Source organism: Ancylobacter crimeensis, assembly GCF_023016805.1.
Classification (GTDB): Bacteria; Pseudomonadota; Alphaproteobacteria; order Rhizobiales; family Xanthobacteraceae; genus Ancylobacter; species Ancylobacter crimeensis.
Genome location: NZ_JALKCH010000009.1, coordinates 110,730 through 124,290, shown reverse-complemented (window position 1 = coordinate 124,290; position 13,561 = coordinate 110,730). Strand labels below are relative to the sequence as shown.

Sequence of the window (13,561 nt, the reverse complement as noted above, 5' to 3'; positions counted from 1 at the left end):
AGCCAATTCCGTTCCGTTCAGCGATCGGCCAATGCGACGGCTGAAGGTTGCCAGGTGAGGTAGGCTGTGGTGTCAGCGTTAGGCGGGCGCCATTTGCTGCACTCAACTCTCAGACGTTTTCCATCCGCCGTGCTCACCGTCACCAGCGAGCGACTGCCCAGAAACCGCACATTGTCGATCGTCACCGGTATGCCGGGGGTCGGGATGTCCGAACGATCCGGCGCGGTAACAAGTTCGACGTCCTCCGGGCGCACGATCAATACTCGCTCGCCCGATCCGCCAGGAACGGTCATGCCGGCCGGGAGGGGCACCGCTCCATAGGAGGTGATCGCTACCAACGCGCCCTTTTCGCACGAGCGAAGTTCCACTACATCGATAAGATTGGCTTCACCCAGGAATTCGGCGACGAAACGCGAGGTTGGGTGGAAATAGAGTTCGTCCGGCGTCGCATATTGGAGGATCTCTCCATGGTTCATGATCGCGATGCGATCGGACAGAATGAAGGCTTCCTCCTGATCATGCGTCACATATACGGCGGTGATGCCGGTGCGCTGTTGTATGTCGCGCAGGTCGGCGCCGAGTTGCTGGCGCAGGCGCCTGTCGAGCGCACCCATTGGCTCATCGAGCAGCAGCAGTGAGGGCCGATAAGCGATGGCGCGACCAATGGCGACACGCTGCTGCTGCCCGCCGCTCAGTTCGCCGACCGCGCGCCCCGCGAAGGCCGGAAGCTCGATGAGATCGAGGATTTCCTTAACGCGCGCGGTTCGGTCGGTTGCGGACCACTTGTGGACACGGAGCGGATATTCGATGTTTTCCGCTACGCTCATCGTAGGAAACAGAGCGTAGCTCTGGAAGACGAAGCCGATATTGCGCTCTTGGACCGATACGCGCGTCACGTCTCTCGTCCCGATAAACACGCGTCCCGAGGTCGGGGTGATCAGGCCCGCAATCGTGCGCAGCAAAGTCGTCTTGCCGGAACCGGACGGTCCGAGGAGCGTGCAGAAGCTGCCGCCGGCTATGTGAAGGTCGCTTGGTTTCAGGCCGACCCAGCCATTGGGAAAGGTCAGGCCCAACCCCTGAATTGCGATGCCGTTCGACTGGATGTCACCGGAGCTCAAATCCTCAATCCCTTGAAGAAGGTGATGCCTGCCGAGCGTGGCCGCACCTCGGCCGCCCAGGAGCTTTGCCCGATGGCAAGGCATCCTAAGCGTGGCATCAGCTTTTTTGCAAGACAGGCGTCATAAAAAATACTCGCGCCGATTGCGATTTCATTTTTTTTCGTTACGCTTGTCTTATAACGATGATGGGCCTCCCGATCGGGAACTTCGGAGACTTCGATATGCAGCGCGCATCCAAGTCCGTCCTTGCGTTTGCCGTTACCCTCTGCTCCCACTTTGTTTTCGCTCCGCTCGCGATAGCCGATGTCCTTCCCCCGGATGTAAAGGCCAAGGCCAAAGGCGAAGTCGTCTGGTACGATGGATCGGGGGGAGCCACCACCCGGGCTCGCGATGAAGCGATCTTCAAGGGGTTCTCGGCGGAAACCGGTGTGACGCTTCGTACCGACTTCAGTCCTGATCTCACAAAGTTCTTCGCGGCCATGGATAGCGGCGCCCCGATTCCATGGAGTTTCGTGGAATTCGCAACCAAGAGCGATTTCGTCCGTGCTCGCGAAGCCGGTTATCTTGAGAAGCTTGACCCGAGCATTGTTAAGGTCTCCGATCTCGGAAATGGTGCGTATGACGATTATGGCGTCGATGTCATGCGCTACGGAATCGTTTTTACCTATAATACGGAAAAATTTAGTGGTGAAGGCGCACCAAAGACGGTACGAGACCTTTACGATTTGAAGAAATTTCCGGGAAAGCGCTGCCTTTTCAAATATCCACAATATGGCGGCGTGCTGGAATCTGCGCTTATCGCCGATGGGGCGGATCGAAACAAGCTCTATCCCCTCGATTTGGACCGCGCCTTCAAGAAGCTCGACAGCATAAAGTCGGATGTCATCTGGTGGTCCAATGGGGATGATGCGATCCGTCTGATTTCGAGCGGCGAATGTTCGATGGGCATCGCCTGGAGCGGTCGCGTCTACAGCGCAGTGAAAAACGACAAGGCGCCATTGGCTATCAACTGGAAGGATTCGCTCTACGCACAGGCGGTTTATGCCGTGCCGAAGGGCGCTCCGAACGCGGCTGCCGGGCAGGCCCTGATCGCTTACAATATCGGCGATCTTGAAGGGCAAAAGAAGCTCGTTCGCGCCATTACCTATGCCACTGATATCAAGGCACTGAAACTGTCCGACTATGGTGAGGGGCTCGGGCCGTGGATCGTAGCAGGCGACAATGCTGCCGATGCGATTCAGGAAGATGCCGATTATTATACCAAGCACATCTCCGACGTAATTGATCGCTTCAATCGGTGGGTTGCCTTGAACTGAGGAAGGAGCCAATCATGCCGCGTATCGTGGATCATGATGAAAGACGTCGTCAGATTTGCGATGCGTTGCTGGATGTCACTGCGGAGGTAGGGGTTGCTTCGGCAACCATCCGCGGTGTCGCCGAGCGGTCGGGCTGGTCCACGGGTGTGATCGGGCATTTCTTCAAAAACAGGAAGGATCTTCTTCTTGGTGGTCTGAGGCGTGCGGCCGAAATACACTCGGAACACAATACGCGTATGCTCTCCACGCTCGAAGGACTTCAGGCGCTCGAATCGATACTGGAAGGTGCTATGCCGCTCGACCGGCGGCGCCTCGCGATGTGCCGGATCTTCTTCTTCTTCTACGCCGAGGCCATGTGCGATGAGCAGCTCCGGCTGGAAATCGAGAGTTACCTTGTCGGATGGCGCAGGTCAGTGGCTCGCGCCATTCGGCAGGCGCAGGAAAAGGGGGATCTCCAGCCCCATCTCGACGCCCGCTCGATCTCGGCCGATCTGATCGGGCTCGTGGAGGGGTTGGCGACCCACGCCATGCTCGACCCGTCAGCCTTGGCGCGGCTTCAAGAATTTTCGCCGATCCGCTTCTGGGTCCGACGTCTGGCGCTGCCTTCCGAGGCCGCGCGCGATGATGCCATTTCCGATCCTGTCCATCAGGTGGTCGCCTGACCGCCGACACGCCGTTTTGAAGAGAGTTCCCATGCCAGATCTCGCCCCGCCCGCTCCGGGCTGGACGGTCTCGTCCATCCTTGGCGACTACGGACCGCAGGCGTTTCATCAGAACGACAAGCTCGCCATCGTGTGGGAGCATGGCTCGCGGACGTATGGCACGTTGCGGGACCGCGCTCTGCGCCTTGCCGGTGCCTTGCGCCAGCATGGGCTGGCCACGGGCGATCGGGTGGCGAGCCTCCTTTATAATCGCGGCGAGATCCTCGAACTTTATTGTGCCTGCGCTTATGCCGGCCTCACCTTTGTGCCCGTGAGCTTTCGGCTGACAGCGAGCGAGATCGCCTCGATTCTCGGCGACTGCACGCCGAAGATCGTGTTCACCGAGCCGGAACTCGGTCGGACGCTCGACGACGCACTGGCGCTGGCTGACGCGGTGCCCAGGATCGTCACGCTGGAGGCCACAGCCGAAGGTGAGGCCTATGACGCCCTCTGCACGCATGGGGCGCGGCTTGCCGAACCGGTCGCTAACGACATTCAGATGATCCTCTATACGTCCGGCACGACAGGCAGGCCTAAGGGCGTTGCCATGCGTTCGCTCGCGGTCATGTGGTGCGCTTGGCAACAGATCGCGCAGTTCCGCAATCTCGATTCATCGTCGGTCATGCTGCTGAACGCGCCAATGTACAATACGGCCGCGATGAATGAGAGTTCGATCCCGACGCTGCTTGTCGGTGGCACCGTCGCGATATTGCCCAGCCGCAGCTGGAGCCCGGAGCGGTTGGCCGGCTTCATCAAGGCGTGGGGCGTGACTCACGCGCTGATGTTTCCATCCATGTTCCGTCCGCTCATCCAGGCAGACGAGGCCAACCGGTTGCCGCTCGATACATTGAAGCTCTGGTACACCGGCGGAGAGAATTGTCCTCCGGCGCTGATGAGCGAGGTTCGTCGACGCTGGCCGCATGTCGAGCTGCTGATTTCCTACGGTTCCACCGAGACCGGCGTGCCCGTGCTTATCCGCGGCGAGGATATTGAAAAGCATCCCGGCTCGGTCGGACGTTGCTTGCCGGGCCAGGCGGTTCGCGTCCTTGGCACCGATGGCCGCGAAGTCCCGCCCGGTGAGGTCGGCGAGATCTGGATGGCGGGTCCGTCCGTGATCAGCCATTACTGGAATGCACCGCAGCTCGACGCCGAAACCATTTCCCAGGGTTGGTTCAAGATCGGGGATCTTGGCCGGATGGACGATGATGGCTGGTTCTACATTGTGGGCCGCAGCAAGGACCTGATCATTTCGAAAGGGCAGAACATCTACCCGGCCGAGATCGAGAACGTCATGCGCCAGCACCCGTCTGTCCTGGAGATCGCCGTCGTCGGTGTTCCCGATCCCGAATTCGGCGAGACGGTTTGCGCCGCCGTCATCCTTCGCGAGGAGCTTCCGGCAACGCAGGAAGAGATCATGCATTTCGTGCTGTCGCGGCTCGCCTCCTACAAGAAGCCCCGCCACATGGTGTTCCTGAAGAGTTTTCCGGTCCGCAACGGCACGAAGATCGACAAGAAGGAACTGGCGAGCCAGTGCATCGACCTCCTTGGTCTTGAAAGCACGGCGGCGTGAGAGGTTTCCCATGACACCCCATCCCGAATGGACGCCACTGCTCGAAGAACTCGAGAGGCGGCGCGACGTTGCTTTTGCTTCAGGCGGTCCGCAGCGCATCGCTCGCGAGCATCGCTATAATCGTTCGACGGCGCGCGAGCGTATTCACAAGCTGGTCGACGACGGCAGTTTCCTCGAGATCGGCACTTTCGTGACGACCCCGACCGAGGATGGCTCGCTGCTCGCCTCGACTTTCGTTTGCGGACTTGCGGAGATCGGTGGTCGACCGGTGGCGATCGGCGCTGAGGATTTCTGCGTCGAGGGCGGCGGTACCGGCGTGCACCTTGCCCGCTACAAGGGAGGCTGGGGCGGATTCATCGAGGAATTCGCCTATGGCTACCGCATCCCGCTGGTATTGTTGATAAATGGCGTGGGTGGATCGGTGCTGTTGCAGGATGCCATCGGCTATCCTGAGCTTCAGTCCGCGAACCCTACCTTTCCGGTGTTCGATCTCATGGAGCGGGTGCCGGTACTCACCGCCGTGCTCGGGCCGACGGCGGGGAGCTCGGCGGCCCGCGCCCACGTCGCGCATTTCTCGGTGATGACGAAGGACAATGGCTGCCTGTTCGCTGGCGGCCCGCCCGTGGTCAAGCAGGCACTGGGGCTGGAGATCGACAAATTCGCCCTTGGTGGAGTCGATGTGCAGGTGCGCGCCTCCGGTCTGATCAACAATCAGGCCGCAAACGAGGACGAGGCTCTGGCGTCAATCCGTACCATGCTCGCTTATCTGCCGGATCATGTCGGCGCCCGGCCAGCGGTCCGCGCCGAGTGGATCGCCAACGATCAGGCCGATATTCTCGGCATCGTCCCACCAAGCCCGCGGCGCACCTATGACGTCCATGCCTTGATCCGCTGCATGGTCGATCAGGACAGCTTCTTCGAGATCGCACCGGACTTCGGGCGCTCGGTGCGCACCGGTCTGGCCCGCATCGAGGGGCATGTCGTCGGGATGCTGGCGTCCGACAACCGCTTCCTCGCCGGCTCACTCGATGTGCCATCGTCGCTCAAGCAGACACAGTTCGTCGAACTCTGCGATCGCTTCCACATTCCGATCGTTTACCTGGTAGATGTGCCCGGCTTCCTCGTTGGGCCAAAAGCGGAGGAGGCGGGCGTACTGAAGTTCGGTGCCCAGGCGCTGCGGGCGATCCAGAAGGCGAAAGTGCCCGTCTACACCGTGCAGGTGCGTCGGTCCTACGGCCTCGGCGGAGTCGCCACCGGCAGCACCGACCCCATGAGCCTGCGGTTGATCTGGCCGAGCGCGGCGTGGGGTGACATGCCGATCGAGGGGGGCGTCGAGGCCGCGTTTCGCCGCGAACTCGAAGCAGTGGCACCCGAGGAGCGGGCTGCACTGAAGGAGGCGCTCACCAAGCGCTTCGAGGCGCAGACCTCGATCTGGCGGGCCGTGGAGAATTTCGCGGTCGAGGAGATGGTCGACCCCCGTGACAGCCGCCGCTATCTCGCCCGGCTGATCCGACTTTTCTATCGGCGTCCGCTGTCCGGTCCTGCGGCATGAACAGAGCTGGCACCATAGGCAGTTCCAGGCAAATCGCCGTCTGGGCGGCCGCGGGCAGGGTGCTGACCTATCTTGCGCTTCTTCTGCCGGCGACCGTCGTTCTCGTTCTGTGCGTGGGCTGGCCGCTCTGGAACATCGTGCTGCGGAGCCTCAACGAAAAGGGACGTGTGGCGATCCCTGATCAGCTCTATTGGGGGCACTATCAGGCAATCCTGCATGATGATCTGCTGCGCCAGGTGGTGCTGCATAGTCTGATGCTGTCTGCGATGGCCACCATTGCGACGGTGATGCTGGCTTTCCCGTCCGCCTATCTGATTTCCCGTCTGAGCAAGACGTTGTCCTCGCTGGTCATGGTGGTGATTCTGGCGCCCTTCTGGGTATCCATCATCATCCGCCTGTTCGCCTTCACAACCATTCTTGGCCAGCAGGGCATCATCAACTCGGCGCTGAGCGCGTTGGGCTTCGAGCCGCTGCCCCTGCTTTACAATACCTTTGCGACCGTGGTCGGGATGGTGGCGTATCTGCTCCCCTATCTCATCCTCATCCTCGTGTCGTCGATGATCTCCATCGACATGTCCCTCCTGACCGCGGCGCGCACCATGGGTGCCTCCGAGCGGATGGTCTTCGTCGACATCTATTTCCCACAGGTGCGCCCGGCCTTGCTTGGTGGCAGCGTGCTTGTGTTTGTGCTTGGCCTGAGCTTCTTCCTCACCCCGGTCATTCTCGGTGGTCCTCACGACCTCACCATCCCGGTCTTCATCCAGCAGCAGGTGCTGGCTTTCCAGTGGGGTAAGGCTGCCGCGATGGGCGTAGTCCTGCTCGCCGTATCGGTGCTTGGTTATCTCGTTGCGCTGAAGATCGATGGCAAAGGCCTGCTCGCACCCCCGCAGCAGGGCACACGCGGGACGGCCGCGCGCGAGCCCGTGACCATAACCCCTGCGACAGTCTGCTGCGCTCTCATCCTGGCCTTCTCCATTCTGCTGCTTCTGCTGCCGCTGCTTGTGGTGGTCCCTACCTCCTTCACCGAAACCACGCAGATTCGCTTTCCTCCGGTCGGGTTCAGCCTGAAATGGTATGTCGAGGTATTCACGTCCGAATTGTGGATCAGTGCGTTCTGGAAGAGCGTACGCGTCGGCATTGCCACGGCCATCGTCGCCACCGTGTGCGGTATCTCGCTGGCCCGTATCGCGACGCGCACGTATTTGCCTTTGCCAAAGCTGATCATCCAGGTGCTCTCGATCACTCCTCTGGTGGTGCCTGTCATCCTGCTGGGCATCGGCATCTATGACGTGCAGGGCCGGCTCGGACTGCTCGGCACTGATATCGGGCTTGCCATCGCCCATGCCGCCCTGTGCCTGCCACTCACCTTCCTGGTGATGGCAAACGCACTCAACGCCATAGACATATCGACCGAGCAGGCGGCCTGGACCATGGGCGCAAGCGGCGCGCGCACCTTTCGCACCGTCGTGCTGCCCAGCATGGTGCCGGCGCTGGTGGGCGCCATGCTCATCTCATTCGTGACCTCGTGGGACGAGGCGGTCCTCGCATTGTTCCAAACGCAGTTCGACAAGACCCTTCCGGTTGCCATCTACGGGATGTTGCGCAGCGGCATCACCCCCGCGGTTTCGGCAGTGGCCACCATAGTGACGGTGCCGGTTCTACTCGGCTCGGCCGTCATCGCCGCGCGCGCGCTTGCTGGGCGCCGTAAACAGAAGACGGGATGATCATGACGTCCACCCACCGCTTCCCCCGCGGGTCGGCCTGCATCGTTGGCGCCTTCGAGTCGCCGCGTCGCAAGGCGCCCGGCATTCACCCGTACCAAATCCATGCCGAGGTCATTGCCGAGGCCTTGTCGGATGCCGGGTTGACCGTCGCCGATGTCGACGGTTTCGCCACAGCGGCCTCGTTCCCGTCTGAGGCCGGCTGGCAGATGAACGCCCTTGAGGTTGCCGAGTATGTTGGACTGCGGCCCGGCTGGATCGACAGCACTGACATCGGCGGTGCTTCGACGCTTAGTCACGTCGGCCACGCCATGGCCGCCATCGCGGCAGGCCTCTGTGAAGTCGTGGTCATCAGCTATGCCTCTTCCGGTCGATCCTGGCCGTTGCCGGCTCCGGACTTCAACACCGGCCCCACCGGTCCGGGCCAGTTTGAAGTGCCCTATGGCATGTCGACCATCTCCGCCTATGCGTTGGCGGCGACGCGGTACATGCACGATTTCGGCCTGAAACCGGAGGAACTGGCGCAGATCGCTGTGCAGGCCCGCACTTATGCCGGCCGCAATCCGCACGCCATGTATCGGGATCCACTCACCGTGGACGCTGTCCTCGCCTCGCCAATGATCTCCTCCCCGCTGCACCGCCTCGACTGCTGCGTGGTCAGTGATTCCGGTGGCGCAATCGTGGTGACTTCGCGTGAGCGGGCGCGGGACACCCGGCGTTCCGGCCCCGCGGTGCTCGGTTTCGGCGAAGCGGCCGGCCAGATGCAGATGAACCAGATGGTCGACATGACCACGACTGCGGCGGCGCATTCCGGCAGACGCGCCTTCGCAAGCGCCGGGCTCGGCCCTCAGGATATTCGCGTCGCGCAGATTTACGACAGTTTCACCATAACCGTGGCCCTGACCCTCGAGGCGCTGGGTTTCGTACCGCGCGGCGAGGTTGGAGCCTTCATCGCCAGCGGTGGCATCGGCCCGGACGGACGCCTGCCGATCAACACTGATGGCGGCGGGCTGTCCTCCAATCATTCCGGCCGACGCGGCATGTATGCCGTAATCGAGGGGGTGCGTCAGCTACGCGGCGAAAGCCCGGGCTTCCAGCTTGCTTCTCCGGAACTTTGTCTGGTGAACGGGACGGGAGGCTGGCTGTCGGCCACGGCCACCCTCATCCTCGGAGAGGCATGATGATCGAAATGAACGCGATTCTTCCGGTGAAGGATGCACTGACGACCCCATGGTTCGAGGCCGCAGAACAGGAGCGCCTGCTGATTCAGCGTGATCCGACGACGGGCAAGGTTCAGATGTATCCGCGTGCTCGCATCGCCGGCGCGCCCGAGCGCGAGCCGGAATGGGTTCAGGCTTCCGGCCGCGCGACCCTTTATTCCTTCACGGTGGTGCAGCGCTCGCTGCACCCACAATTTGCCGGCTTGGAACCCTTCGTGATCGCGATGGTCGATCTCGAGGAGGGCGCGCGACTGACCAGCTGGATTGTCGACGTACCGCTCGAACAGTTGCGTTGCGACATGCTCTTGAGAGTTGTGTTCCGGGAGATCCATGCGGGACTGACGATGCCGTGCTTCACCGGGGCGTGAAATGCAAGTGACGTTCGACGATATCGTGGTCGGGGCGGAATATGTCTCGGCCGGCCGCACCATCACAGAGGCCGACATTGTCGGGTTTGCTGGACTGAGTGGAGACTTCAACCCGCTTCACATGGACGAGCAGTGGGTGCGCGCCAACACCCATTATCCCGGACGCATCGCGCATGGCCTGCTTGTTCACGCTATCGGCGAGGGATTGGCATGCAAGGAGATGATGAGCTGGAAGATCCTGGCCTTCGTCGAAACGCAGCGCCGGATGCTGTTGCCTGTCCTTGTGGGGGATCGTCTCTGCCAGACCTACAGAATCACCGCCAAGACTGCCAGCCGCAAGGATTCGTCTCGTGGTATTGTTGAGGTGGAGGTCGCGATACTCAATCAGAACGGTAAAATAGTGCAGTCCGGCTACAATAAATATCTGATCGGAGGAAAACCGTGATGCGTGGCCTGACGGATCGGGTATTCATCGTCACCGGAGCTGCGCAGGGCATCGGTGAAGCGACCGCCCGACGGCTGAATGAAGAGGGTGCCATCGTCGCTCTTGCCGACCGCAACCGCGTGGGCATCGAAGCGCTTGCCGACGAGCTGTCGGCGGCCGGTGGCCGGGCGATTGGCGTGACGCTCGACGTTTCCAGCCGCGACGAATGGATGGCCGGCGTTGGAACAGTGCTTGGTCGCTTCGGACGGATCGACGGTCTCGTCAATAATGCGGGAGTTACACGCGATCGCTCTCTCTTGAAGATGACCGACGAGGATTGGGACCTCGTGATCGATGTCAATCTCAAGAGCGCGTGGCTTGGTTGCCAGAACGTCATTCCGGCCATGACGGCGACCGGTGGTTCGATCGTGAATCTGTCGTCGGAATCGCGCTGGGGTGCGTTCGGACAAGCCAATTATGCTTCGGCGAAGGCCGGGCTGGTCGGGTTGACGCGTACGGTTGCCGTGGAGCATGCACGTCACAACATCAGGTGCAACGCGGTGGCGCCCGGTGCCACCTCGACACCTATGGTGGAAGCTGTGCCGGCCCAGATCCGGCAGGGCTGGCTCGACGCCATTCCCCTCCGACGCGAGGCAGAGCCATCGGAGATCGCCGCCGCCATCGTTTATCTCCTGTCCGGCGATGCGAGCTACGTTACCGGACAGATCCTCGGCGTAAACGGGGGCTCGGCGTTGTGAAAGGCTGGGGTTCTGCTGCGTTGCGTGCGAGCCGTTCGGGATCAATGGCAGCCGTGGGGCGGGGAAGACTTTAATCTCACGCTGACGCAATGTTGGCTGACGAGCGGGCCGCAGCACCCTTTCCCGACATGCGCTGAGGTGAAGTAACTGCCAAGGCGATCCGTTTCGCTCCGCTCGTTGTCGCTCGCGGCTCATTCTCGTCGCGCTGGGCCTGCGTTCTAACCCCACCGGCTGCGCGGCGCGGCCGGTCGGGCGACCGGATTGCCCGATGCGTCCATCACCTTGTATTTCGGCCATTCGCTGGCCCAGGTAAGATCGTTGATCCAGGCCATGAAGGTTGCTGGAGAATAGTGATAGACTTGCCCGTTCAAGGGCAGACGGTCGGCTGCAGGCATGGAGACGTCCCAGGCTTGAGACTGCGCGACGGTCGACCACCAGGGCACCAGCGCCGGGTCGACACCGATCTGCTGAAGTGTGGCCGAGGTTGTTGCATCCGGCGTGCGTGCCCATTCGCTCTGATAGAGCAGGGCTGGCCGCGCCGGCGAGCCGACAACGTTCCAACCGGTCTGATCGGTGATCGCCTGGAAGTCGACAGAAGCGAGCGCGGGGGAGAACACCTCGACCCGCATGCCATGCGTCAATATTCCGGCACCGTCGCGGCGGATCACGCCCGCCTTGCCGAGATAGTCGCCGAGGATCATCTGGATCGGCATCTGGCTTGCCGCCTCATAGGCTTGGCGACTTTGCGAAATCGCCAGGTCGCCCTGCTCCAGTGCATTCAGGAAAGCGCTCAGCGAGATCTGGTCGAGCTGATAGGACTCGGTGAGGGTAGGGCGCGCAAGGCCGCCGGGAGGCCGGCTGAATTCGGCGGCGGGCATTCCCGCCAGAGTGGCATTCATGGCGCCGGTCGCCGGGGGAAAAGCGAGGTCGCACTCCTTGCGGCGGATGATCAGCCGGTTCAGCCATTCGGGATTGGCGTCGGAGATATCCGTGAAGGTCAGGTCGGCTGGACGCAGCAGGTGCATGACCAGCGAATAGACCGTGGTCGGCTCGACGTCGTAGTCGATGCGGCCACCCGGCTGGGGCGTTGCCGCCGGGGGCGTGGTCCCGAGCAGGGGAGCGAGCAGATTGGCGAGGCCACTGACATCGGGCGTGTGGTAGACGTCGTGGCGTACCAGCACGAAACCCATATCCACGGCATTGGCGGGTGTGCGGGGAAACCGTGCTGCGACGATCTCGCCGTTGGCGAGCGCATAGACGGGCGAGTCGGCGTCGAGCTGGTAGGTCGTTGGCGAGGAGGCGGCGCCGTGAATGCCGCCGGCTGTTGCGATCCGGGCGTTCACATTGGCCGCGGTCTCGTGAAAGAAATATTCGCGCAGTGGCGTCGTTCCGCTCGCAGCACGATAATCGCGGATGGGAGCATTGGTGTGGGCATGCCCGGTGTCGAAGTCGAACGGCCACCACCACCAGTCCCACATCTCCCGCGCAAAGCGGTGCCAGTCGAACAGCGGGCCGGGGCAATCGTGGTCATGGAGTGTCGTGCTCGTGAAGGAACTGCTCGCGGTATCAAAACGAGTGAATCCCTGATGGATGTTGCCGCTGAAGCCGTGACCGTGAAATCCGCGATAGACCTTGAAGAACCACAGCCATGCCTTGTTGAGGGCGACGCAGCGCTCCTGCAGCTTCGGCGTGTTGGCGCCGCCCGGGTGGGTGCCCATCATCATCGCGTTGTGCGTGAACCCCCATCCCGGCACGTCTGAATTGGCGGGAACGGCGGCGAGCAGATAATTCGCATCGAAGCTGGCCTCTTGGCCGGCCGTGAAATCGGTGGCCAAGAAAGTGTGCGCCCCGCCCGGAATGGTCAGAAGTTCGCGGACCAGCGTGTCCTTGATGGCATCGACGTTTTCGTCGGCCATCACGATGCGGCGGAAGGTGGCCGCATCGTTTATCGTGGCGGAGCGCTGGACATGGGGCAGCAGCGGGATATTGCGCGGCACCAAGAAGGCTTCCGCCATGTAGCGGGCCAGCAGCGCCCAGGATCGGTATTGCAATTCGTTGAACAACATTCCGGCGGGCACCGCGGCATCACGCTTTGGACCGTTGTAGGTTGCGGTCGGGAACCAGGCCGCGATGATCTCGCTGGGTATGTCGGCGACCTGTCGGAGGACGAAATATTTGCGTCCCGTCAGATCGTTGGCGTCGGTCGAGAGCTGTTCCCAGGCGAAGGAGCGGGGAGGATTGGGAAGGGTGTATCCGGTCCGGTCGTCGCGGTGACCGGTCTCCACGCCCAGCGCCCACTGGTTCACGAACGTCGCATGGCCGGTCATGTCGGGATAATTGACGAGCGGCGTTATCGTCCCGTCCCCCCAGATCGCGACCTGCGGTCCCACCGTGCTAGGACCCGAATAGGCGGTGACCCAGGATTCCGCCTTGTTGCGCGAGGGCCAACCATCCGTCTCGTGAACGACGATGGAGAAAACCTCGCTGATCCCAGGGAAGCGGTTGGCATAACCGGCCGAACTCGTGATCCGCCGCAACGGCAGCCGGGCACTGGTCATGTCGTCCCAGTAAGTCGAATCGAGACGATTTTTCAGGGGCCTTACGACAATCGCGATTTGGGTCATGGAACCTGCCCTATATTGGCACTGCCCCAGAAAACGATATGGCGACTTCTTTATCGGATCAGTATGTGGTAAAAAATCCACGGAGACAATATTTGCAATTTACCTATCGTAAGCTTATTAATGGAATCCGTGCCGTCTTCTCTGCCATCAGAAAATATACTTCGAAACAAAATATTGAAATATGATGGC

Annotated in this window: 11 protein-coding genes; 9 read left to right on the top strand and 2 right to left on the bottom strand. The window is 61.6% G+C overall.

Annotated features, from left to right (window positions below):
* Nucleotides 1-17: 17 nt before the first annotated feature.
* Nucleotides 18-1,118, bottom strand: a complete 1,101-nt coding sequence (locus tag MWN34_RS14555; protein ID WP_247030032.1) for an ABC transporter ATP-binding protein — start codon at nucleotides 1,116-1,118, stop codon at nucleotides 18-20.
* Nucleotides 1,119-1,339: 221 nt separating this feature from the next.
* Between MWN34_RS14555 and MWN34_RS14550 the strand changes: the two genes are divergently transcribed.
* The 9 genes from MWN34_RS14550 to MWN34_RS14510 are packed head-to-tail and all read left to right on the top strand — an operon-like array spanning nucleotide 1,340 to nucleotide 10,748.
* Nucleotides 1,340-2,434 (top strand): extracellular solute-binding protein, encoded by a 1,095-nt coding sequence (locus tag MWN34_RS14550; RefSeq protein ID WP_247030031.1) that lies wholly within the window; start codon nucleotides 1,340-1,342, stop codon nucleotides 2,432-2,434.
* A 14-nt stretch (nucleotides 2,435-2,448) separates the two neighbouring features.
* Nucleotides 2,449-3,096: a TetR/AcrR family transcriptional regulator gene (locus MWN34_RS14545; RefSeq protein ID WP_247030030.1), complete on the top strand. Its 648-nt coding sequence runs from the start codon at nucleotides 2,449-2,451 to the stop codon at nucleotides 3,094-3,096.
* Nucleotides 3,056-4,705 (top strand): class I adenylate-forming enzyme family protein, encoded by a 1,650-nt coding sequence (locus MWN34_RS14540; RefSeq protein WP_247030029.1) that lies wholly within the window; start codon nucleotides 3,056-3,058, stop codon nucleotides 4,703-4,705. The genes MWN34_RS14545 and MWN34_RS14540 overlap by 41 nt, the downstream gene beginning before the upstream one ends.
* On the top strand, nucleotides 4,686-6,257 hold the full coding sequence (locus MWN34_RS14535; protein ID WP_247030028.1) for an acyl-CoA carboxylase subunit beta: 1,572 nt from the start codon (nucleotides 4,686-4,688) through the stop codon (nucleotides 6,255-6,257). Before MWN34_RS14540 ends, MWN34_RS14535 begins: the two co-directional genes overlap by 20 nt.
* A 59-nt stretch (nucleotides 6,258-6,316) precedes the next feature.
* Nucleotides 6,317-7,981, top strand: coding sequence for an ABC transporter permease subunit (locus MWN34_RS14530; protein WP_247030027.1), 1,665 nt, complete (start codon nucleotides 6,317-6,319; stop codon nucleotides 7,979-7,981).
* Nucleotides 7,978-9,159 carry a thiolase C-terminal domain-containing protein gene (locus tag MWN34_RS14525; RefSeq protein WP_247030026.1) on the top strand — a complete coding sequence of 394 codons (1,182 nt, stop codon included), beginning with the start codon at nucleotides 7,978-7,980 and terminating at the stop codon, nucleotides 9,157-9,159. Before MWN34_RS14530 ends, MWN34_RS14525 begins: the two co-directional genes overlap by 4 nt.
* On the top strand, nucleotides 9,156-9,566 hold the full coding sequence (locus MWN34_RS14520) for a Zn-ribbon domain-containing OB-fold protein (protein ID WP_247030025.1): 411 nt from the start codon (nucleotides 9,156-9,158) through the stop codon (nucleotides 9,564-9,566). The genes MWN34_RS14525 and MWN34_RS14520 overlap by 4 nt, the downstream gene beginning before the upstream one ends.
* Nucleotides 9,567-9,573: 7 nt before the next feature.
* The gene (locus MWN34_RS14515; RefSeq protein ID WP_247030024.1) at nucleotides 9,574-10,011 is read left to right on the top strand and encodes a MaoC family dehydratase; all 438 of its coding nucleotides are present in this window, start codon (nucleotides 9,574-9,576) and stop codon (nucleotides 10,009-10,011) included.
* A complete protein-coding gene (locus tag MWN34_RS14510) occupies nucleotides 10,011-10,748 on the top strand; it encodes an SDR family NAD(P)-dependent oxidoreductase (RefSeq protein ID WP_247030023.1) in 738 nt (245 codons plus the stop codon). Before MWN34_RS14515 ends, MWN34_RS14510 begins: the two co-directional genes overlap by 1 nt.
* Before the next feature lie 218 nt (nucleotides 10,749-10,966).
* Here MWN34_RS14510 and MWN34_RS14505 read toward each other — a convergent pair whose 3' ends face one another.
* The gene (locus tag MWN34_RS14505; protein ID WP_247030022.1) at nucleotides 10,967-13,372 is read right to left on the bottom strand and encodes an N-acetylmuramoyl-L-alanine amidase; all 2,406 of its coding nucleotides are present in this window, start codon (nucleotides 13,370-13,372) and stop codon (nucleotides 10,967-10,969) included.
* Nucleotides 13,373-13,561 lie beyond the last annotated feature (189 nt).